At 37.8% G+C, this 22,177-nt stretch carries 17 protein-coding genes and 1 pseudogene; 5 read left to right on the forward strand and 13 right to left on the reverse strand.

Going from position 1 to position 22,177, the window contains the following annotated elements; genetic code table 11:
• Positions 1-3 precede the first annotated feature (3 nt).
• Positions 4-1,755, reverse strand: a complete 1,752-nt coding sequence (locus I4641_RS14985; RefSeq protein ID WP_229641350.1) for an Rqc2 family fibronectin-binding protein — start codon at positions 1,753-1,755, stop codon at positions 4-6.
• Positions 1,756-1,972: 217 nt separating this feature from the next.
• On the opposite strand from I4641_RS14985, the gene remA reads away from it, so the two are divergent.
• Positions 1,973-2,233, forward strand: coding sequence for an extracellular matrix/biofilm regulator RemA (gene remA / locus I4641_RS14990; RefSeq protein WP_229641351.1), 261 nt, complete (start codon positions 1,973-1,975; stop codon positions 2,231-2,233).
• Between the two features lie 19 nt (positions 2,234-2,252).
• Positions 2,253-2,819 carry a guanylate kinase gene (gene gmk / locus I4641_RS14995; RefSeq protein WP_229641352.1) on the forward strand — a complete coding sequence of 189 codons (567 nt, stop codon included), beginning with the start codon at positions 2,253-2,255 and terminating at the stop codon, positions 2,817-2,819.
• Between the two features lie 58 nt (positions 2,820-2,877).
• On the opposite strand, the gene I4641_RS15000 is transcribed toward gmk, so the two are convergent.
• Positions 2,878-4,371 carry a carotenoid oxygenase family protein gene (locus tag I4641_RS15000; RefSeq protein ID WP_229641353.1) on the reverse strand — a complete coding sequence of 498 codons (1,494 nt, stop codon included), beginning with the start codon at positions 4,369-4,371 and terminating at the stop codon, positions 2,878-2,880.
• A 285-nt stretch (positions 4,372-4,656) separates the two neighbouring features.
• On the opposite strand from I4641_RS15000, the gene I4641_RS15005 reads away from it, so the two are divergent.
• Entirely contained in the window at positions 4,657-5,844 is a 1,188-nt protein-coding gene (locus I4641_RS15005) for a TRC40/GET3/ArsA family transport-energizing ATPase (protein WP_229641354.1), read from the forward strand.
• Positions 5,845-6,043: 199 nt separating this feature from the next.
• Here I4641_RS15005 and lhgD read toward each other — a convergent pair whose 3' ends face one another.
• The 6 genes from lhgD to I4641_RS15035 all read right to left on the reverse strand — a co-directional run bounded on the left by lhgD (position 6,044) and on the right by I4641_RS15035 (position 12,834).
• On the reverse strand, positions 6,044-7,228 hold the full coding sequence (gene lhgD, locus I4641_RS15010; protein WP_229641355.1) for an L-2-hydroxyglutarate dehydrogenase: 1,185 nt from the start codon (positions 7,226-7,228) through the stop codon (positions 6,044-6,046).
• 110 nt (positions 7,229-7,338) lie between these two features.
• Entirely contained in the window at positions 7,339-8,565 is a 1,227-nt protein-coding gene (locus I4641_RS15015; protein WP_229641356.1) for a class I SAM-dependent methyltransferase, read from the reverse strand.
• 83 nt (positions 8,566-8,648) lie between these two features.
• Positions 8,649-9,878, reverse strand: coding sequence for a class I SAM-dependent methyltransferase (locus I4641_RS15020; protein ID WP_229641357.1), 1,230 nt, complete (start codon positions 9,876-9,878; stop codon positions 8,649-8,651).
• 155 nt (positions 9,879-10,033) lie between these two features.
• The gene (locus I4641_RS15025) at positions 10,034-11,026 is read right to left on the reverse strand and encodes an NAD-dependent epimerase/dehydratase family protein (RefSeq protein ID WP_229641358.1); all 993 of its coding nucleotides are present in this window, start codon (positions 11,024-11,026) and stop codon (positions 10,034-10,036) included.
• A complete protein-coding gene (gene rfbF / locus I4641_RS15030) occupies positions 11,004-11,858 on the reverse strand; it encodes a glucose-1-phosphate cytidylyltransferase (RefSeq protein ID WP_229641359.1) in 855 nt (284 codons plus the stop codon). The genes I4641_RS15025 and rfbF overlap by 23 nt, the downstream gene beginning before the upstream one ends.
• Before the next feature lie 199 nt (positions 11,859-12,057).
• Positions 12,058-12,834 (reverse strand): DUF1350 family protein, encoded by a 777-nt coding sequence (locus tag I4641_RS15035; RefSeq protein WP_229641360.1) that lies wholly within the window; start codon positions 12,832-12,834, stop codon positions 12,058-12,060.
• A gap of 374 nt (positions 12,835-13,208) precedes the next feature.
• Between I4641_RS15035 and I4641_RS15040 the strand changes: the two genes are divergently transcribed.
• Together I4641_RS15040 and I4641_RS15045 are read left to right on the forward strand one after the other, a co-directional pair.
• Positions 13,209-15,797: a CHAT domain-containing protein gene (locus I4641_RS15040; protein ID WP_229641361.1), complete on the forward strand. Its 2,589-nt coding sequence runs from the start codon at positions 13,209-13,211 to the stop codon at positions 15,795-15,797.
• A 271-nt stretch (positions 15,798-16,068) separates the two neighbouring features.
• A complete protein-coding gene (locus I4641_RS15045) occupies positions 16,069-16,779 on the forward strand; it encodes a DUF928 domain-containing protein (RefSeq protein ID WP_229641362.1) in 711 nt (236 codons plus the stop codon).
• A 201-nt stretch (positions 16,780-16,980) separates the two neighbouring features.
• Here I4641_RS15045 and I4641_RS15050 read toward each other — a convergent pair.
• The 5 genes and pseudogenes from I4641_RS15050 to glyQ form a co-directional block, all read right to left on the reverse strand.
• Positions 16,981-17,133, reverse strand: a pseudogene (locus I4641_RS15050) (ISAzo13-like element transposase-related protein); the annotation flags it as partial.
• Between the two features lie 170 nt (positions 17,134-17,303).
• Complete coding sequence (locus I4641_RS15055; protein ID WP_229641363.1) at positions 17,304-18,068, reverse strand: sulfite exporter TauE/SafE family protein; 765 nt, start codon at positions 18,066-18,068, stop codon at positions 17,304-17,306.
• A gap of 31 nt (positions 18,069-18,099) precedes the next feature.
• Positions 18,100-19,923 (reverse strand): N-acetylmuramoyl-L-alanine amidase, encoded by a 1,824-nt coding sequence (locus tag I4641_RS15060; protein ID WP_229641364.1) that lies wholly within the window; start codon positions 19,921-19,923, stop codon positions 18,100-18,102.
• A 21-nt stretch (positions 19,924-19,944) separates the two neighbouring features.
• Positions 19,945-21,006 carry a Fe(3+) ABC transporter substrate-binding protein gene (locus I4641_RS15065; protein WP_229641365.1) on the reverse strand — a complete coding sequence of 354 codons (1,062 nt, stop codon included), beginning with the start codon at positions 21,004-21,006 and terminating at the stop codon, positions 19,945-19,947.
• Positions 21,007-21,153: 147 nt separating this feature from the next.
• The gene (glyQ, locus tag I4641_RS15070) at positions 21,154-22,032 is read right to left on the reverse strand and encodes a glycine--tRNA ligase subunit alpha (protein ID WP_229641366.1); all 879 of its coding nucleotides are present in this window, start codon (positions 22,030-22,032) and stop codon (positions 21,154-21,156) included.
• Between the last annotated feature and the right edge of the window lie 145 nt (positions 22,033-22,177).

A 22,177-nucleotide genomic window follows, 5' to 3' on the forward strand; every position in this document is an offset into this window, starting at 1 on the left:
TATTTAGGCGATCGCAATATTATTTTCCACAAACTCCTTCCCTACCTGTGGTCTACCCCAGATAACCGTTTCCTTCTTATAAATAACCATTCCTGGTTTTGCACCTTTGGGTTTATAAACATCTTTTGGTTTGGTGTAGGTTACGGGGACTTGTTCGCTTTCGCGAGCTTGGCTGTAGTATGCCGTTAGATCCGCAGTGAACTGTAAGTCGGCTTCGCTAGCCACTGCACCAGGATCGAGGCGCAACAATACATGACTTCCTGGTATTTCTTGGGTATGAAACCAAAGGTCGTATTCTACCGCAGTGCGAAAGGTTAAGATATCGTTTTGACGATTATTGCGACCAACCCAGATTTCACATCCCGAAGGGGCAAGATAGCGATAGGGTTGAGAGTCTTTATCTATTTTTCGATTATCCCCCTGGCGTTCGGAGGTAAGATAGTTTTGTTGAATTAATTCATCTTTAATTTCGGCTAACGCCTGTAAATCATCGGCAGTCTGCTTTTCATTTTGCAATTGATTGAGAGAGGTTTGGACTTGAGATAGGTAATTTATTTCTGCATCTACTTCTGCCAATAAGGGGATGACTGCATCTTTGGCTCTTTTTAATTTTTGACTGGTTTTATAAATAGCTTGGGCATTTTGGGCGGGGTTTTTCTCGACATTCAGCTTAATCTTGACTGGTTTACCTGTTTCAAAGTCTTCGATCACGATCGATTTCATTCCTGGCTGTATTTCGTGGAGATGTGCCATTAATAAATCCCCCTGGTGGCGATAACTTTCCGCATCCGCAGATTGTGATAGGCGATCGCGAAATGTTTTGGCTTTAATATTGAGCTTTTTGAGTAAGTTGTTTAACTTTTGATTGAGTTGGTGATGTAGTTGTTGAAACTGTTGATGATTAAATTCTTGAGTATAGTATTCATTCAACAATGTTTGTACTTGCTTTACAGATTCGGTTTTATTCCAACCCAGCACTGTATAACCATTCTTCAACCAACCAGGATCGAATTGCTTTTGATCTAATGCTGTTAACCACTTTTGCCAATACTTAAATAATTCCTGCCAATCTCGCGCCTCTAGAGTGTTAGTTTGAACTACAGGAGATAAATTTGCAGCGATCGCAATTTCTTCTGCTACCCTCGGACTCAAACCCCGATAAGACTTTAATAATTGACCCTTGAGTTGACCTGGGATTAAACTTACTCGTTCGTGCCATCTGGAAAAGGATTCTTCTAGTTTAGGAGTAGTACCAGTCAAAACAGGAGGGACTTCGTAACGCTGTCCCGTCTGGATCGGGCGGACACTCGATTGTGCGGAACTTATTTGACGGGCGGGGGTAATAATTTGCAGGTCGGCATCGGTTAAAATAACATTGCTATATTTGCCCATAATCTCCACATACAAGTGCCATAAGGGATCTTCCCCTGGGCGGTTGGCAAACTGCAAATCCAATACTCTTTCCCACGGTGCGATCGCTTTAATCCCAGTCAATGCCAATCCCTTAAACTGATGACGTAACTGATCGCTAAAGGTGAAAGTATCTTTAATACGAGGTGGGGGATCGCCAAGATTAATTCTGGCTGCTTCGGGATGCCAACAGATAGTCAACCAAGGTTTTGCTTTTAAGGTGCGCAGTGCCAAAGAAATCGTAAAGCGATCGCGCTGATATATTTGTTCGATACGGGCGGGAATCCAATCTCGATTTAGTTCGGTGCAAGCTGCCATTAGGGTTGTGTAATCAACTGGTTGCATAATAATAAAGAATAGAAATATAAGTTATTAATTAAATTTCTGTGTTTTAGGCTACAGAATGTTTATATTTGGTAGTAAAAGCTAAAATTTCCTTAAATAACACCTATAGATCCTTAATTTTGCTTGTAAATCAAAGTTTTTAACTATAGTATTAAAACTATATTTCTAAACTTGGCGATAATCGCTCTAAAAATCGCAATTCACCAGATAAATAATTATGGATATTCAATTAATAAATATCGGTTTTGGTAATATTGTTTCCGCTAATCGTATTATTGCTATTGTTAGCCCCGAGTCCGCACCTATCAAAAGGATCATTACTGAAGCCAGAGAAAAAAGCCTGCTCATAGATGCAACCTATGGTCGTCGCACGAGGGCAGTAATTATTACAGATTCCTCCCACGTGGTACTCTCAGCAATACAGCCAGAAACAGTAGCTCATCGCTTTGTGGTTAACAAAGATAGCAAAGATTCTTAGCCTAACTAGAGTATCATTAATGCCAGCAAATCAACTAGGTAAGCTCATCGTCATTACAGGACCAAGTGGTGTGGGGAAGGGGACACTGGTAAATTTTCTGTTGCAACGCCATCCCCAGCTAAAACTATCTATTTCAGCTACCACTCGACAACCCCGCCCAGGAGAAGTGGAGGGGGTTAATTATTTCTTTTTAAACAAAAAAGACTTCGAGACAGCAATTCTCAACCAAGAACTTTTGGAATGGGCAGAATATGCTGGCAATTATTACGGTACGCCGAAAGCTGGAGTAATTGAAGAAATCAAGCAAGGTAATTATATTATTCTAGAAATAGAATTGGCAGGGGCTAGATCTGTTGCGGATCTCTTTCCCGAAGCCCTGCGAATTTTTATATTACCTCCCTCCATCGAAGAATTAGAACAAAGAATTAGAAACAGAGGCACAAATACAGAAGAATCCATCGCCAACAGGTTAGAAATTGCTCAAAAAGAAATTGCTGCTAGGGATGAATTCGATTTGCAGATAGTTAACGATGATTTGGAACAAGCGATCGCTCTTTTAGAAGCAGCAATATTCCCCTCAAGCTAATTAATAAGTATCGACTAGGGCTTTTAGCGATCCTGGGTGAAGCTACTGAAGTAAGTGACTAATTTGCTTTAACAAATACTTCATCGCACCAGCTACCGTGTAATCCATAAGGAATATGATGTTTTAAATGGAGTAGGGCGACAGCATCTCCTGCTAAATTCTCACCATCCAAAATTGCTAGGGTGGAACGATGTTCTTTTCCGTCATAAACTAGAGTAAGAATCCACCCAGAATCTTCCCTTTCACTATTAGGTTTGGAAACAAAAATTGGTTCGCTGACAAAACCACGAGGGGCAAAAGAATGTATTTGACCCTCGTTTGTTTCGAGATCCAATTTTAAGATTGCTTGGAGTGGTGCATTACTTTGAGTGTCTGCTGCTGCGCCAAGATATAAATAGCGATAATCCCTACCTACCTTGTTGGGGTTGTGAGTAGGAAATTCACAACAACGACCTTCTAACATTTCTCTTTCAACCCTACCATCTTCTAAATTTAAAGTGAATCGCCATAGTTGACCAGGATCGAGGGGATCAAAATCAACTTCTTTGTAGTCTGAATTGGGCTGTACTTGGGGTAAAGTTTGATAGGCGATTGAATCAATACAAATTTCTTTCTCTCTTTCAAAAGCATTCGCGTGGTGGAAAACGAAACCAGATTCGACGCTAAAAGTTTTGATTTCTCGGTTATTAGAATCGCGAGGAATCAAAATTACATTGGTTGGTTTTTCTGGCTGAAACTGCACGCATTCCCCCGCACCGCGCATTCCGAATAAGAAGGGTAAAGGGTTGAAATTTACAGGATTCTGGAAAAAGATGGCGTACTGGGGAGTAATGATGAAGTCGTGAATAAAAGAAAACCCAGGAATACTATGAGAATGACGGCGGAGTAATTTGCCATCAGGAGCAAATTCAAACAAGGTGATTTTGCTCGAAAGCCCTGGATCTACTCGGAAGTTAACCAAGCAAGGTGCGCCATCATCCATAACGCAGCTAGGATCTACCCAAGGGTGAGCAGAAAAGGCATCTCCAGGTTGTAAAACGCCGTCAAGATAGTCTATACCCAAAGTATCTAAAGTCTCTGGATCTAGGCGGTGGGGTTCGGCTGCTTCCCAAAGAGCGAGCAATTTACCTCCCCAATAAATTACTCCCGTGTTGGCAATATTTTTGAGCTTGAGATCGAAAACATTCTTAAAAAATCCTCCAGGCTTTTGGGTGCCAAATACTCCCCTGTAGAGGATTTTTCCCGCTTCTTGTTCTTGGAGATAAGCCTCGGTTTGTACAAAACGATTGCGATAGAATGCCTTGCCATCTTGGAAAGAAAAAGCACTAATCATACCGTCGCCATCAAAGGGATGATGAATCGCAGAACCACCAATATCTAGCAAACCAGGCCCATTACGAAATAGCGTACCAGATAATTCGGTCGGGATTGCACCTTCTATTTCGGTAATTTCATATTCATATTCGTTGGGTTGGGAATCGTAACCCCGTTTCCATTCTGCGATACTATATGATGTCTGGCTGTCGGCTGGCTGATTGATGGTATTGGTCATTATTGATAGTTGCTTGATGGAATATAGAAGATCTATGTCTTCCCTCTCAGTGGGCGTAACTTATCATAAATTACACCATTTTTTAACTGAAGCAACGTAGTCAGCCCAACAAATAAATGAACGTCGTTTACAAGTGATGAATAAAAGATTTAGTCTCGTTTATCGCTAAAGTTTACAAAGTTGGGGATAATTTAAGATAAATTAGGGGATTCTTTTCTCGTCAAAAAGCGTCACAATAATAAGTTAAGTAATGTAAAGATACTCTATTTAGGATCTAAATTTTTTATGCGTGTAATTTTAATGACTGGTAAGGGTGGTGTCGGTAAAACTTCCGTCGCTGCTGCAACTGGTTTGCGCTGTGCGGAGTTGGGTTATAAAACTTTGGTACTCAGTACCGATCCCGCACACTCTCTAGCAGATAGTTTTGACCTAGAATTAGGACACGATCCCGTACAGGTACGTCCCAATCTTTGGGGTGCAGAACTCGATGCTTTGAGGGAATTGGAAGGTAATTGGGGTGCGGTAAAGCGTTATATAACTCAGGTTTTACAGGCTAGAGGTTTAGATGGAGTACAAGCTGAAGAATTAGCAATTTTACCAGGAATGGACGAAATCTTTGGTTTAGTGCGTATGAAACGTCACTACGATGAAGGTGATTTTGATATTTTGATTATTGACTCTGCACCTACAGGTACAGCTTTAAGACTATTGAGTCTACCTGAAGTTGGAGGTTGGTATATGAGACGTTTTTATAAGCCCTTGCAGGGTATGTCTGCTGCATTGCGCCCCTTAGTCGAGCCATTTTTTAAACCCATTGCTGGTTTTTCCCTACCTGACAATGAAGTAATGGATGCTCCTTATGAGTTTTACGAGCAAATTGAAGCTTTGGAAAAAGTTTTGACTGATAATACCAAAACTTCGGTACGTTTGGTGATGAATCCCGAAAAAATGGTGATCAAGGAATCTCTGCGCGCCCATGCTTACTTGAGTTTGTATAATGTGGCTACAGATATGGTGGTAGCTAATCGAGTCATTCCTGACGAAGTTCAAGATCCTTTTTTTAAGCGTTGGAAAGAAAATCAAGACATTTATAAAAAGGAAATCTATGATAATTTCCATCCTTTACCTATAAAAGAAGCTCCCTTATTTCCGACAGAAATGTGTGGCATGGAAGCATTGGAGAGGTTAAAAGAAATTTTGTATAAAGATGAAGATCCCACCCAGGTTTACTATAAAGAAAATACGATTAAGATAATTCAAGAACAAGGCAATTACAGTTTGCATTTATATCTGCCAGGAATTCCTAAAGAGCAAATTCAGCTTAATAAAACTGGTGACGAACTAAATGTTAGAATTGGCAATCATCGTCGTAATTTAGTTTTACCACAAGCTTTGGCTGCACTTCAACCATCAGGGGCAAAGATGGAGGATGATTATTTGAAAATTAGTTTTAAAGATATAGCTAAAGTTTAAAGGTTTTCTCTTTATTTAGTAGATCGATAATATTTTTAAGGAAAAAAGAGATCTCTTTTTTCCTTTATATTTAACCCTTTTGAAAATTTATATGAGGGCGTGCGATCGATTGAAGCTAAAAGTAATTTTGCTTGTTGGGTAATTTTATATCAAATGTTAAAATTTTAGCCATATCGGGCAGCTTTCTGATAGTTCCAAACTATTTAGGAATTTGAGAAACAATATACTTACCAATTTCAACTGAAGCAGTAGCAGCGGGAGATGGGGCATTACAGACGTGCAGTGCTTTGTCTCCATTGACGATTAAAAAGTCGTCTACCATCGAACCATCAATTTTTAGTGCTTGCGCTCTCACTCCTGCGGGAGTTGGTACTATGTCTTTGGCTTCAACTTCGGGAATTAATCTTTGCAGACTACGAACAAAAACTGTTTTACTGTAGGAGCGAATCATCTCGGCTATGCCATCCTTGGGATATTTCGAGGCTAGTTTCCAAAAACCAGGATAGGTTATAGTTTCCATAAATTCTTTTAGATCGAAGTCGAATTTATTGTAGGCTTCTCGTTTAAAGCCGAGTACTGCATTTGGACCCGCATGAACTCTTCCATCTATACTGGGGTGGAAATGTACTCCTAAAAAGGGAAAATTAGGATTGGGTACGGGATAAATTGCACCATTAACTAAATAATTTTTTTCGGGAGTTAATTGGTAGTATTCTCCTCGAAAAGGTACTATTTTTGCTGGTGCTTTTGATTTAGCCAGTTCTGTCAGGCGATCGCTATATAATCCCCCACAGTTGATTAAAAAGTCTGTTTTGTATTCCAGATCGTTTGTCTCAATTACATGACCTTCAGACGTGGATTTAATGTCTGTAACGCAAGTATTGAGATGCAAATCCACCCCTTGTCCAATTGCGATCGCAGCATACTTTTCACAAACCTGTTTGTAGTTAACTATTCCCGTTGATTTAACTTTAATTCCCGCCAAGCAACTTACGTAGGGTTCAATTTCTTTGACTTGCTCTGATTCGATCTTGGTAATATCGAGATTATTTTCTAATCCTCTTTGATAGAGATTATCTAGCAAAGGTAATTCATGTTCTTCCGTCGCTACGATGACTTTGCCACATATTTTGTAATCAATATTATGTTCTTCACAAAAAGCCACCATCGACTGATTACCATCGCGACATAGTTTTGCTTTATAACTACCAGGCTTGTAGTAAATTCCAGAATGAATAATACCGCTATTATGTCCTGTCTGATGAGCAGCCCAAGACGCTTCTTTTTCTAACACAGCAATCTTAGCCTTCGGGAAACGCTGACTAAGGGTCATTGCTGTAGATAGCCCCACAATTCCCCCGCCGATAATAATATAGTTATACATTTTTCAATAATAGTTATAAGTTATAGGTTCGATCAAAAAGAGGAGGAAGACAGATTAAATTTTCCGATCCTCACTCCTCTTTCCTTATTTCTTAATTCTTTGTTCTTTAGTTAAAGTGCTACAACCTCCGTTGTAACTCCCATATTATTCAACATTTGGCTAATCTCTTCGGTGTAGATAGCATTCATCACAATTACTTTATCTGGTTGATAGGATTTAAGAAATTCAGGGGACATAATTTCTTTACCCACTCCAGGAATATACTTGCCATGACGATGGGGGTTAATATCCACAGCGTATTCGATTTTATCAACGGTTTTTAGGGTGGTTAAAAATGCTACGCACTTAGATCCAGAACCCCAGACAACTACTTTTTCTTGTTTTGCCTGGGCATCTTCAAGATACTTTTTCCAGTAATCCAGCTTCCCTGCAATTTTCTCTTTAAATAGCTCGACATCTTGAGCGACATTTTCTACGCTTTCTTCAAAAAGATGAACTTTCTCTGAAGGCATAGCAACGGGTTTTGCTTCGATTAAAAGATACTGATCTCCATAGTCGCAATATAGATCGGTAACTTCAAAACCACTATCGCGGAACAAACGGGCTAATGTTCCAGGACTAAAATAAGAACAGTGTTCGTAGTAAATATCTTCAAAAGCCTGTTCTTTCAATACTCTAGTATTGTCAGGGATTTCAAAAACTACTACAGTATCGCGATCGCCAATTGATTTGCGGACGGTTTTAATAAATTCAGATGTGGGTTGAATATGTTCTAGGGTATGGCGACAGCAGATAAAGTCACCGACGTATTCTGAGTGTTTTTCTGAATAGTAATCTTGAATAAAGGTAACGCGATCGGCTGCTTCGCTTTCTACCCTACCTGGCACTACACTAGGATCGATTCCAACACCCCGATTATTGCCCAATTCGCACAGTAATAGTAGAAAATCACCTTTACTACAACCAATTTCAATAATATCTTTGTTGTGTAAATCGTATTTATCAATTAAATGATTGGCTAGTTTGAGAGAAAATTTATTAAAAGTAGGGGAATAACTCTGCTGATCTTCATAGTTAGGAGCATAAGCCGACCACTTAGGATCGAATTCTGTATTAGTAATAAAGCCACAGCGATCGCAAAAACCTAAGACGACATCTCCACAAGGGAAATCAACCGCTTGTTGTTGGCTAGACATCATCAAGCAACTGTGTACGGGAACATCTCTAACTTCATAAAAAACAGCAAGCTCATGATGACCGCAATTGGGACACGAATGCTCGATTCTGTTCGAGTCTATTGAATACTCACTGGTGTTGGAAATCAAATTTTGTACCATGACTCAGCAATTCTCCAGAAATTTCTAAAATAAGTTTTTTATTAATATTAAGCAATATTAAATAATAAGTTTCCTTAAATAAGCTAAATAATTTTAGGTTCGGGGATAGGAATAATAAATTTACCTCCAGACATTTTATACTCTTGTTGTTGTTGCATAATTTCTTCGGCAAAATTCCAAGCAAGAATTAAAACATAGTCTGGTTTATCCTCCAATAACTTGGAGGGAGGAAAAATCGGTAGGTGATTAATACCCATATAGCGACCGTGTTTAAACGAATTGAGATCTACTACATAATCAAGTAAAGTCTTATCAATTCCTAAATAGTTCAACATAGTTGTTGCTTTAGCAGCAGCACCATAGCCAGCAATTTTTTTGCCTTGTTTTTTAAGATCCCACAAAATATCTAACAAAGAATATTTGAATGCCATGACGCGATCGGCAAAATCGCGATAATAGCTTAAGTTATCTACTTGGGATTCTCTTTCCGATTTTAGTAAAGATGTTACCGATTCTTGTACCGCTTCTTTCGGCTCGATATATAAGCGCAAAGAGCCACCATGTATTTTAGTGCGTTCGATATTGTTCAAATATAAAGAGTGTCTTCTAAATAGCTTGTCTAAAGCTGTAACAGAATAATAACAGAGATGTTGATGATAAATTGTATCAAATTCACAATGTTCTACTAGATCAACTACATAAGGTGCTTCAATTACTGCTACCCCAGTATTTTTTAATAAGATAGATATTCCTGCAACAAAACCATTTACGTCGGGAACATGAGCCAAAACATTATTAGCTAGAAAGACATCAGCCTGTTTTCCTTCATCTCTTAGTTTTTGCGCTAATTCTCGACCAAAAAAGGTACAAATAGAATTTACTCCAGATGCGATCGCAGCCTCTACTGGTCCTGAAGCGGGGTCTATGCCCAATACAGGAATATCCTGTTCGACAAAATTTTTCAGCAGATAGCCATCATTACTAGCTGCTTCAATCACCAAGCTATTGCTATTTAGATTTCTAGTTTTAATAATATTTTTAGCACTGTCTCCAAAATGCTTTAATAGAGATGCCGAGACTGAAGAAAAATAGGGATAATCTTGGCAGAATAATATTTCAGGAGGAACTATTTCCGTAATCTGTACCAAAGCACATTCAGTGCAAAAAGCCAGATCTAAAGGAGCAGTATATTCGGGTAAATCTATCTGCTCTTTAGTAAGAAGATTATCAGCTAAAGCGGTATATCCAAAAGATATTATTCCCTCTAAAGCAGATCCTCCACAAGAGAGACAAGTTGATCTATGACTATTCATACTACGAACTTCTTATATATAAATAAGTTAATTGTTGATTATATCAACAGGGGCAATCAGTATTGATTGCCCTCATTTTTTTTCCAATAAACTAGAAATAAATTTATTTCTGGTTTATTAGCTAGCAAATTAATTAAACATTTTTACTGCTGAGTTTATTCAACAACTTTTAATTCTTCAGTCTGCCAACGTAGCTCTCCATTTAATAGATCGTTACTTATTAAATATTTGATATGAGCTATTCTCTGATATTTACTTCCTTCAAACTCTTCTAAAGTCAAGCCAACTTTCTGATATATCTCATATAGTTCGACTGCGCCTTTTTTAGCATTCCACTTAGGTTTAAAGTTGGGCAATACATTAGCAATTTTGCTACAGTCAACCCGATAACAACGTTTATCTGGTCCAGCACCAGGGGCATATTCAATACGACAGTTAGGGACGGTATCCTTAACAATTTCCGCTAAATCGCGAATCTGGTAGTTGTCTTCATTGCGACCAACATTGAAAGCTTCGTTGTGAATCGATTCTCTAGGAGCTTCTAATACAGCAATAAAAGCCCTAGAAATATCTTCAATATGGACAATCGGTCGCCAAGGAGTACCATCGCTTTTGATATATACTAAACCCTTAGTGTATGCCCAAGCAACCAAGTTATTTAAAACTAAATCAAATCGCAGTCTTGGTGAAACACCGTAGGCAGTGGCATTCCTCAAGAAAGTAGGACTAAAATTATCATCAGCCAACTGACTTACATCTTGTTCTACTTTGACTTTAGAAACACCATAAGGAGTAACAGGATTAAATGCAGACTTTTCATTTAGCCAATCTTCTCCTCCTGCTCCATAATTACTACAAGAAGAAGAAAAGATAAATCTTTCGACACCCGCTTGTTTGGCAAGTTTGGCAATTTCAACAGAGGCTTGATAGTTTATTTCTTCTGTCAGCTTAGGGTTCAAATTACCTAAAGGATCGTTAGAAAGACCTGCTAAGTGTAATACTGCATTAAATCCCTCTACATCTGACAATTCTACGTCGCGAATATCTTTTTTGAGTTCAGGAATTTCAACAATGCCTTCTCCAAAAGTACTCCTGGCATATAAATCCGTATCTAAACCGACAACATCATACCCTTTGTCGAGCAGCATCGGCACCATTAAGGTTCCGATGTAACCCTTGTGACCAGTCACCAGTATTTTCATTTTTTTGAGTCTCCCAAGTTTTCCAAGGTGCATTTCCGCTAGCCCACAGAGCTTCTAGACGGTTTTTATCTCTTAAAGTATCCATACACTGCCAGAAGCCATCATGCTTATATGCCATTAGTTGACCATCTCTAGCTAGTTTCTCTAAAGGAGCTTTTTCCCACTGAGTTTGATCGCCATCTATATAATCGAAAATTTCTGGTTCTAGAACAAAGAAAGCACCATTGATCCAACCTTCTTTAGTTTGAGGTTTTTCAGAAAACTCGGATATTTGATCTCCATCCAAGTCTAAATGACCAAAACGTGCTGGAGGACGGACGGCAGTAAGAGTGGCTAATTTTCCATGAGAACGATGGAAAGCAAGTAAATCGTGTAGGTTTACATCAGAAACGCCATCCCCCCAAGTTAGCATGAATGTTTCCCGACCAACATAAGGAGCAAGACGCTTAATACGCCCTCCAGTATTAGTCATTAAGCCAGTATCAATCAAATCTACATTCCAATCTAATTGATAACCTCCGTGAGTTTTCACTCCACCATTGCGTAAATCTACAGTTAGATTACTATTAAGAGCGCAGTAGTCTACCATATATTTCTTGATTACTGCACCTTTATAACCCAAGGCGATAGTAAAATCTTTAAAGCCATATTGATGATAGTGCATCATAATATGCCATAAAATTGGTTGTCCTCCAATTTCTACCATCGGTTTCGGTTTATTTTCTGTTTCTTCCGAAATTCTAGTACCTAGACCACCAGCAAGAAAGGCTACTTTCATATTTTTTTCCCACTTTAAGCGTATGAGGCTTAAACAAAATTATCTGATTTGATTGATAAGCTAAGTAATTAATTTAATCAAAGATTAGCTTTTTGATTAGATTAATTGTAAATATAAAAAGAGTGTTTTGATTTAAAGTTTTGGTAAAGTCTAGAGTGTTCTATCTCACACAATAAAAATAGAACAATTTTAAAAAACTTCAAAAAGCCGACATTGGGTTCAACCAAGTCAAAAGTTCTCGCTTTAACTGGTTGACATTTTGAGACATTCCTTGATTGAACCATTGTCCAATCGCATCAAGTGGAGTATAAAATTCTCCCGTTTTCCACTGAATTGTTTGGTTTAGAGGCGTTAAGTGGTTTCCAACTAACTTTCTTACCGTTGTCAGATCTGGGAAGCGATTTTGTAGAAGATGATTGAGCATATTGGTTTGATCTAAATTATCTTGATCGAATTTGATTAAAAGATTACGACGGGTATTATAATTGTCCACAATTATTTTTTCTGTTTCCAGTGGAGAAGGAGCGAATTCAACACCAAATACAGGAGAAATATTAAATTGTTCTAAAAAGGGTACTGCCTGGCTAGCGGGAAAGTTGTTGAAAGAAATTAAAATATTTCCAGCTCGTTCTACTTCGTACAAACTTCCTATCAAAAGATGTAATTTACAGCCCATGCTGTGACCAAGACCATAGATTGGTAGATATCCTTGAGTCAACATATTAGTTCTTTTTAATCTTTCTACAACTGTTTCAAAACCATTTAAAACTTCACGAGCGATCGTAAAATGATTAAAAGTATTGACAAAAGGGGTGGCAATGACGGCATAACCCTCTCTTGTAATTTGTTCTAATATGTCACGATAAGATATTTGAGGTACAGTAGCAACAAATGCCCCTCCTAAAAAGTGTATAATTCCAATTATTTTTTTACGAGGTAGATAAACCCAATTACCCGATATTTCTTGACAATTCATTTTTTACTGCTATGGTGTTACTTGGTTTTATATTTAATAAGTTAGATTAATAGTAATTTTAATAGTAATTTATATGCAGCTGTTTGGATATCAATGTGAGACAATGACTCTCAGATATTAAAAATGCGATCGCGCTTTACGACCATCAAGTGAAATCCTAATACCAAAGAAGAAGCTACCGCTACGATGATTGATGCCCATGGAGAATTGGAACTGGTCGCTTTGACTCCTTTATTGACTCATCGTTGGATTGGGTCTAGTTGCTCAAATTAACCGTAAACTGTGGAAATTTCACCGAAGTCTCGTGATAGTTTTCCTTGACAAATGGGCAATCTAAGCACAAGTAGTTTGTGTTTTTAAATTCAGCCGTATCTATGCGTAACTCTATTTTAGCTATCTGTCTTGGATTAGGGATTGTTATTGCTCCTGTAAAAATTGCCCTTAGTGTTTCAGTCACAGTCCAAAAAGAAATTGATCGCGGTAGAGAAGCCATGATACAAGGGGATTATGCAACGGCGATCGCAAGTTGGGAACAAGCTAAACAAGGTTTGACTAGTCGTCGCAACACCGAAACAGTAGATTTAGAAACAGCAATCTTAATCGATAATTTTCTTTCCCTTGGTTATCAAGAAATAGGGGATTTAGAAAAGGCAGAAACAGCGATCGCCTCAGCGACTAAACTATTAGAAAAACAAGAATTAAATAGGGATTTAGTAGCGAAGGTTCACAATACCCAAGCAAATCTCAACCTCAAGCAAGATAATCCTCAAGCAGCAGCCTTGAATTTTCGCGCAGCCAAGGAACTATACATCAAAAATAAAGATCCAGAAGGAGAAGTAGGGGCAGCAATTAACGAAGCGATCGCTTTTCAACAACTCGGTCAATATCGCACTGCCCAAAAAATCCTCGAAAAAGCCGAACTCAAATTAACCTCTCTGCCCAAAAACCTCCAAGCAGCAGGATATAAAGCTTTGGGAACTACCTATGCAACTATCGGTGACTTTAAGGCAGCTAAAGAAAAACTAGAGGCTAGTATTGCCTTAACTCAAGATAAAGACTTGGAAGCAACGGCAAAAACTAAAATTGACTTGGCTGCTGCAATCGGGTTTTCCGAACCTGAAACCGCGATCAAATTACTGCAAAAAGTAGGATCAAGTTCTCAAAATGGCGAAACAAAAGCGATCGCTTTACTAAACTCCATCAAGATTTATATTGAGGCTGAAGACTGGACAAAAGCAAAGGAAATTGCCCTTAATAGCCAAGATTTAATTCTCAATTTACCCCACCACGATTTTGCCAAAATCGATCTAATCGAGAAAATGGCACTGATAGAATCTCATTTAGTTTCTGTATCATCTGTCCCTCCTCATCAATCTTGGCTGAGTTCTCTGAAGCTTCTCGCTAGTAAACCAGATACTTTAATCAACCAGAGTCACAAGCAGCTATTAGAACAAATTGCTCAATCTGCCCAGTCTAAAGGTATAGTTCGGACAGAATCCTATGCAATGGGAACTTTAGCCTATCTCGAAGAACAACAGGGAAATCTAACCAAAGCGATCGCTCTCAATCAATATGCCTTGGATTTAGCCGAAAAAATTGTCGCGGAAGATATAGCTTATCAATGGCAGTGGCAGTTAGGCAGAATTTTTAAAACTCAGGGAGAAACTACTAGAGCGATCGCCTCTTATGAGCAAGCAGTAAATAACTTAGGTCAAATTCGTGAAGATTTAGTGGCTTTCAATCCAGAATCTCAATACTCTTTCCGAGAAAGTGTCGAACCCGTCTATCGACAGTTAGTAGAATTACTGATTTCTCAGCCTACCCAAGATAATTTAATTCAAGCCAGAGATACTATTGAATCTTTACAGATGGCTGAACTAGAAAACTATTTCCGCCAAGCCTGTCTCCAAGCCACGCCAGAAAAAATAGATAATATAGATCCTGCTGCTGCCACAATTTACCCGATCGTTACTCCAGAAAAATTGGCAGTCTTGACTTCTATTCCTGGTCAATCCATTAAGTTACATACTCAAGACATCAATTCTGATGAAATTGAAAGCCAAATTAAAGAGTTAGTCGGGCAATTTAATCCCGCAGCCTCTAATAAAAGAAGAAAAGCTAATTCCCAAAAATTTTATAGCTGGTTAGTTGAACCTAGTCTTAAGGATTTCCAAACAGCAAAAATTGAAACTTTAGTCTTTGTCCTTGATAGTAGTTTGCGCAATCTTCCTGTCTCCGCTCTTTATGATGGCGAACAATATCTAATCGAAAATTATGCGATCGCTTTAACTCCAGGGCTACAATTACTACCTTCTAGTACTTTGGAAAATAAAAAACTGGAAGCAGTAGTGGCAGGTTTAAGTGAAGCTAACCAAGGATTTGTTGCTCTGCCAGGAGTTAAAACAGAAGTACAAGAGATTGCTGCCAATATTGACTCCAAACTACTACTCGATCAAGAATTTACTAACGATCGCCTCCGTCAAACATTAAAAGCCACTACCGAAGCACCAATCTTACATTTAGCAACCCACGGTCAATTTAGCTCCAAAGCAGAAGAGACTTTTATCTTAACTTGGGACGATCGCATTGATATTAACGAACTCGAACAACTATTAAAAGTGCGAGAAGAAACACCCAAACTAATCCCTATTGAACTATTAGTATTAAGTGCCTGTCAAACTGCCCAAGGTGATGATAAAGCAGCATTAGGTATTGCTGGAATTGCCCTTAAATCAGGTGCCAGAAGTACAATTGGTACATTGTGGTCAGTTGCCGATGAATCTACCGCTTTATTGATAGATCGGGTATACAAGCAAATCGCTTTAGCGAAGCCTAACGAAGTTATCGCTCCTCAAAATAAAGCCCAAATCCTTAGACAAGCACAATTAGAGTTAATTCAATCAGAACAATTCAATCATCCTTACTATTGGGCTCCCTTTGTTTTAGTTGGAAATTGGATTTAATGTCCTAATGGCTTTAGTTAATTAAGTTATAGAAGCAAGGTAAATCTAATTTTTTGCATATTTCTATCCTATGTATTTCTACTTATAAAAATATTATAATTCAAACTTTATTGCGTGTATTTAATGAGTTAAAAATATTGTTTCTTGAATTTAAAAAAATTAGATGAATATTATTTTGCTTATAAAAATATTTGATGAAAAATCCAATACTAGATAGACTTTAAAATTATAATAATTGAGATAATAAATTAAATTATTTTCCAAGCAAATCATGTTTTATAAAGTATTATTAATCGCATTTGGTTTTATTACTATTCTTTCTTCTGACATTGTCCATGCTTCTCCCCAAAAGAAGTCTCCACAAAACTCAAATTCACAACCAGAACAAAAAACTAAAACAACCAATAATTCTTTTACTAGTTTTAAACCTCCTAATAAAAGTCAACCTCAATATACAGTCGGAGGAGCAACAAGAGGAGATACCTGTGCTGTCGATCGAAAAGATAGAAATGAAATTACAGCACTAGTTCCTGAAAAAGAGCAAAGTTTGACTTTACAATCTCATCCCAGCTTTTTTGCTTATGTTTCTCCTATGAATGGAGATAAATTAGCTACATTTATTGTTAAAGATCGAACAGAAGATTATTACTATTCCCAGCAATTAAGTCTTCCAGCATCGGGTGGTATTGTCAAAATGACCCTTGCTGAAGATGCACCTCCATTAGAAATAGGTCAAGACTATACTTGGTTTTTGCGAATTCAATGTAATGCTGATTTAAAACCTGAAGATCCTCTCATTAGTGCCAGCATAACTAGGGTCAAAGAGATTATTTCTGAGATGAGTCACAATGACTTCCGATCTAATTCTCACATTTGGTACGACTCTTTAAATGATGCTTTTGAGCTTTACCAGTCTGGAGAAGATATTTATTGGTCTCAACTACTTACTGATATTAGTATGAATAGATTTGTTGCTCAATAATTTAGGTTTCAAGATTCTAGAGCTAAAGATCGATTAGGATTTTAACATCCAAATTCAAATGTTGTACATTAGGCATCGCGCAGAAATAAATTCCCCTTATTAGTTTAAATTAGGCAGAATTGAATAATTCCAACTTTCTTGAAACCGATCTCGCTGAAGATTTACTTTCTCTAGCTCTTCATCACTAATTTTTTGTCCAATAATTCCATAGGGGATAACTTTTCCTAGTTCTTGATTGGGAAAATCATGGGTCTTAAGCACAATTGGCTCTTTTTTCCGCTGCCATTCTTGTCCTTTATTATAATATTTTCCTATCAATTCTTTTTTCTTCGTATCTACTGAAATTACTGGCTGTCTTTATCAGTATGAGTTTTCAGGTGATCGAGTTTGGTTTTTGACAGTTTAATTTGCGATCGCAAATCCTAAAACATTAGATTTAAAATCTTGAAATCAACTATTTACGTTAACTCACATAATAGTTGATTTGTACAGTGCGTAACTTCTATGTTTAGATTTTTTTGACTTTAGAGTTGATAGCTTTTCCAAGCCTGCCATAAATTTAATACTGCCATAGATGCCAAAAATAAAACAAAAATTCTACTGACTAGAGAATCTGGTAATTTGGGTAATACTCTCGTTCCCAATTGAGAACCAATCATTCCACCAATACCTAAGATTAAACCTTCAAAGTAAAGAACGTTTCCTTGAGTTGCATGGACTATACAAGAAGAAATAGTTGCAGCAACAATGACCCCCAGACTGGTTCGAATGGCTACCTTGATATCTTCGTTGAGTAGGAGCATTTGTAAAGGTACCATAATCGCACCACCACCTACACCTAACAAACCCGCAAGAAAACCAGCAATACTACCAGTAGTAATTTTAGAGATAACAGGATTTAAAAAACTATTAGACTGCTTATTTTGAGTTACTATTTTTTTTCGTAACTGAATTAAAAATATATTTGTGATTAAGAAAAGACTGAAAATACCTAATAAAAGATAGTCGGGTATTTTTACCGCTAAGTACACCCCTAATTGCGCTGCAATAATAGCTGGAATAGCAATATACATAACTCGCTTTAGATCGAGATAGCCATTGCGCCAATTATAGAAACTGCCAGTACTAGAACTCAAAACGATTACTAAGCTACTGGTAGCTACAGCTTGAATAGGAGTATAGCCCAATGCTACTAATAAGGAAACGATAATAAATCCGCCCCCAATACCTAATAATCCCGATAATACTCCCGAAAATATACCAGCGATCGCTAAAATCAACCAGTCCATAATTATTAATTTAGCGATTTCCTAATCGAATTTATTCTACAGAGGCAAACCATTCTTTTATTCCTTGGGCGATCGCTTTACTCAACTTTCTTTGCTCGACACTATTAGTAATCCATTCAAATTCTTGAGGATTAATCATAAAGCCTAACTCTAATAATATAGATGGTGCTGTATGGGGACGAGTCAAAGCTAAATTATTCCAGAAAGTGCCAGCATCAGGACGATTTAATTTATTAACTAAATAATCGTGTAAGAATATAGCAGGAGCATGAGCTTGAGTGTTATACCAAAAAGTACTTATTCCTTGAGTATTCTCCGCATCTCCACTATCGGGTAAAGCATTGTAATGAATGGAAATAGCCAGATCTGGTTTAACTTGATCGATCGCCTTTACTCTGTCTTCTAGAGAAACATCAACATCTTCTTCTCTGGTTAAATAAACTTTTGCACCCAATTTAATTAATTCTTGTTCGACTAATTTAGCCATCAATAAATTAACATCTTTCTCAGGATAACCTGTATGTCCTTTTGAACCCGACTCTTTCCCTCCATGTCCTGGATCTAGCAATATAAAAATATTATTTAAGGGTTGCTGAATTAGAGGTGCATCTGTTGGATCTTTAACCGAGCGATCCATATTCAACAATGGTTCTATTTTAGGTGGATGACGTAAAGAAAAAATCAAACTAGTCCCTTCATAATGGAGATCGTAACCCCATTGGCGATCGCTATTCAGTTCAAAAGTATAGTCAATCTGAGTCGGCGATACCTGTTGCCAATCAAGACGTTTAATTAGTGGATCTGAATCTAAAAGAATCGTATCGGTTTGAGCGATAGTGTTATGTAGAGATAAAGTTATACTATCTTCTTTTTGTTCTATTTCTACGGGTACGGGTAGTTGCAAGGGAAATATAATTTCTGTCGCTGATTCTTTTTGTCTAGCAATAATACCTCTGATCGTTGACTGCGGGGGAATATTTCCAGGTACGGGTTCGGTTTCTGCTGCTTTAATCCAAGCACCATAATCGAGTCTCAACCATTCTCCTTCTTTTCCTGTCACCCTAGCTCTACTGCCTTTGGGTAAGGGCGTTAAGCGAGAATAATTATTACTTGCCCCTGTTCTAGATACTCCCGCGTCAGCAATAACTTCTACTACTTTGATATCTTTGGGGGAAAGTATCTGGATCTTTCCTCTACCCTTCTGAGTTACAATTTCTCCGTCTTGTTCTAATTCAAATATAGGCTTGCCATAATTGTAAGGAAAATCTAAGGTAGTACATCCTTGGTATCTGCTTATACTAGAGTTATTTATCGGTTGATTCTCCATAGTCAATACCGCAGAGTTGGGAGGCAATTCAATAGAATTTACCTGAGGCAATAATACTATTTTGCTTTTACCTATCCTGGCAGAAACCTTGGCATCCTTCGGAGCTACTGCGCTCAAACAAATTGGCTCGTTGGGCAAACGAGCTATATCTACATCGGGTATTAAAGAATCTTGACCGAAAGCCAAATCTTCAGGAATTTCTGGCTGACTACTATTACGAGTAACTTTGATTTCTGTTTCTTCGTCTTCGTAACGAATTTTAAAAATATTTTCTCCTATTTTAAGAGGCAAGCTCGGGGCAAAATGTCCTGAAACACTACGATTTTCAATTTTTTTTCCATTAATGAAAACCGATGCTTGAGGTGGTGCTGTACCAATAAAAAATATTTTCTCGGCAACAGTTTGATGTTCTGGAGGTGGATAAACAATCGATAAAGGGGATTTTGCTTGAGCGGGTAAGGAAATTGTGACCATACTAGCGATCGACAAAATATCCGTTAAAACTGTTAAACCGAGCAATTGTTTCATTGATTTATTTGAGCGATGAGATTATTTCCACCCCGAACGATCCATAATCTTAACTGCATCTGCATTATTTTTCCCGTATGCAGAAACATTATTAGTATCTTCTTTAAACTCGCCAAAGCTCTGGAGTACAGAATTGGAAGGAGTTCCCTCTACTACAGGATATTCATTATTCCCCAAGGCAAAAAATTCTTGAGCTTTAGGGGTAGCTAAATATTCCAGAAAAGCGATCGCCTGTTCTTGGTGAGGAGCATTGGCTAGCATTCCCGCACCACTTATATTAACGTGGGTTCCTCGATCTGATTGATTGGGAAATATTACCCCAATTTTGCTAAATACTTCTGGGTTATCTTCGTATCTAGCTAAATAATAGGTATTTGCGATCGTGACATCTCCTAATCCCGCCGCTACCGCTTCAATATTCCCCGTATCGTTGCTTTGTGGGGGACGAGCTAGGTTTGCTATCAATCCTTTAATCCATTCTGCCGTGGCTTCCTCTCCTTTTTCTTCGATCATTCCCGCTACCAAAGATTGATTGTATATATTGCTAGAAGAACGTACTAAAATCTTACCCTTCCATTTAGGATCGGCTAAATCTTCGTAACTAGAGATATCCGTAGGATTAACTTTGTCTTTGTTATACATAATCACTCTTGCTCGCTTACTATAACCAAACCAAAGATTTCCTGGATGATGTAGATGCTCGGGAATTTTTTCCGTCAAAATTGCAGATTTCACAGGAGCAAAGATGCCAGCTTGATCTGCACGCCACAATCTTCCTCCATCTACAGTAATCAAAATATCAGCGGGGCTATTTGTGCCTTCACTTTTGATTCTCTCAATTAGTTCGTCATCTTTCCCTTCAATTAAATTAACTTTGATTCCTGTTTGTTCTGTGAATCCCTCATACAGTTCGTCATCAGTATTGTAATGACGAGCAGAATAAATATTAACTTGTCCGCCTATTTTTCCCCCTGTATCTTGCGTCTGTTGTTCTCCTTGAGTTTGGTTACAGGCAACAACCAAAGCAGCAGTAGTCATACTGATAAAAAAACGGCGAGAAAACTTATTTATATGGTTACTCATAAAAACTCACGCAATAGAATTGTCTGGTTATCAAAACATTTTAAGACTTCTATCATACAGTTTTTGCTATTAATTCTCAATAAGCTACAGCTATTGAACTCTAAACTCTTGAGCTATCAAGGTTATAGAAAAAATAGCAAACTAGAATTACTTAGCCTTTTGCAGAGGAAAACCCAAACTTTCTCTTTGCTCCAAATATAATTGAGCCACTTGTCGAGCCATACTACGAATGCGAGCAATATAACGAGTCCTTTCAGTAACGGCAATTACACCTCTAGCATCCAATAAATTAAAACTATGGGAACATTTGAGGATATAATCCAGGCTAGGAAGAACTAAACCGCGATCGATTAACTGTTTGGCTTCTTGCTCATAAAGACTAAATAAACTAAATAACAAGTCGGGATCGGAAGCTTCAAAATTATAAGTACACTGTTCGATTTCTCCCTGTAAGAAAATATCTCCGTAATTAAGACGATCGTTCCATTGAATCTTAGTAATGGCATCCACATTTTGTAGGTACATCGCTAATCTTTCCAAACCATAGGTAATTTCAATCGACACAGGACGACAATCAATTCCGCCACACTGCTGAAAATAAGTAAATTGTGTTACTTCCATTCCATCCAGCCATACTTCCCAACCAGCACCCCAAGCACCTACTGCAGCATCTTCCCAATTATCTTCCACAAAACGAATGTCATGATCTTCAGGATTAATACTCAAAGCTCTCAACGAATCTAAATATATCTCTTGAATATTGTCGGGAGAAGGTTTGATCAACACTTGATACTGATAATAGTGTTGAAAGCGATTGGGATTTTCTCCATATCTACCATCTGTTGGTCTTCTACAAGGCTCTACATAAGCAACTGACCAAGGTTCTGGTCCTAATGCTCTCAAAAATGTACTGGGATTTTTAGTTCCCGCGCCTTTTTCTGTGTCATAAGGCTGAACAATCAAGCAACCGCGATCGTTCCAAAAACTATTTAAAGTGGCAATGACTTCTTGAAAAGATAAAGACATAGAAAAATCTCAAAAAAAATATCTGCCCAAACACCATATCACGACTGCATTTGAGAAGAAAGAGAAAAACTGTTTTCAAAAACTTGCAAAAAAGGGGTTGACTTTCTGATTCAAGTTCCCTATATTGGTAAATGCGCGGTTGAGA

It is taken from the genome of Waterburya agarophytonicola KI4 (assembly GCF_020640915.1).
Classification (GTDB): domain Bacteria; phylum Cyanobacteriota; class Cyanobacteriia; order Cyanobacteriales; family Xenococcaceae; genus Waterburya; species Waterburya agarophytonicola.

Excerpts from the sequence above, each read along its gene's own strand:
- I4641_RS14985 (WP_229641350.1), bottom strand. The coding sequence starts at position 1,755 with ATGCAACCAGTTGATTACACAACCCTAATGGCAGCTTGCACCGAACTA.
- remA (WP_229641351.1), top strand. The coding sequence starts at position 1,973 with ATGGATATTCAATTAATAAATATCGGTTTTGGTAATATTGTTTCCGCT.
- gmk (WP_229641352.1), top strand. The coding sequence starts at position 2,253 with ATGCCAGCAAATCAACTAGGTAAGCTCATCGTCATTACAGGACCAAGT.
- I4641_RS15000 (WP_229641353.1), bottom strand. The coding sequence starts at position 4,371 with ATGACCAATACCATCAATCAGCCAGCCGACAGCCAGACATCATATAGT.
- I4641_RS15005 (WP_229641354.1), top strand. The coding sequence starts at position 4,657 with ATGCGTGTAATTTTAATGACTGGTAAGGGTGGTGTCGGTAAAACTTCC.
- lhgD (WP_229641355.1), bottom strand. The coding sequence starts at position 7,228 with ATGTATAACTATATTATTATCGGCGGGGGAATTGTGGGGCTATCTACA.
- I4641_RS15015 (WP_229641356.1), bottom strand. The coding sequence starts at position 8,565 with ATGGTACAAAATTTGATTTCCAACACCAGTGAGTATTCAATAGACTCG.
- I4641_RS15020 (WP_229641357.1), bottom strand. The coding sequence starts at position 9,878 with ATGAATAGTCATAGATCAACTTGTCTCTCTTGTGGAGGATCTGCTTTA.
- I4641_RS15025 (WP_229641358.1), bottom strand. The coding sequence starts at position 11,026 with ATGCTGCTCGACAAAGGGTATGATGTTGTCGGTTTAGATACGGATTTA.
- rfbF (WP_229641359.1), bottom strand. The coding sequence starts at position 11,858 with ATGAAAGTAGCCTTTCTTGCTGGTGGTCTAGGTACTAGAATTTCGGAA.
- I4641_RS15035 (WP_229641360.1), bottom strand. The coding sequence starts at position 12,834 with ATGAATTGTCAAGAAATATCGGGTAATTGGGTTTATCTACCTCGTAAA.
- I4641_RS15040 (WP_229641361.1), top strand. The coding sequence starts at position 13,209 with ATGCGTAACTCTATTTTAGCTATCTGTCTTGGATTAGGGATTGTTATT.
- I4641_RS15045 (WP_229641362.1), top strand. The coding sequence starts at position 16,069 with ATGTTTTATAAAGTATTATTAATCGCATTTGGTTTTATTACTATTCTT.
- I4641_RS15055 (WP_229641363.1), bottom strand. The coding sequence starts at position 18,068 with ATGGACTGGTTGATTTTAGCGATCGCTGGTATATTTTCGGGAGTATTA.
- I4641_RS15060 (WP_229641364.1), bottom strand. The coding sequence starts at position 19,923 with ATGAAACAATTGCTCGGTTTAACAGTTTTAACGGATATTTTGTCGATC.
- I4641_RS15065 (WP_229641365.1), bottom strand. The coding sequence starts at position 21,006 with ATGAGTAACCATATAAATAAGTTTTCTCGCCGTTTTTTTATCAGTATG.
- glyQ (WP_229641366.1), bottom strand. The coding sequence starts at position 22,032 with ATGTCTTTATCTTTTCAAGAAGTCATTGCCACTTTAAATAGTTTTTGG.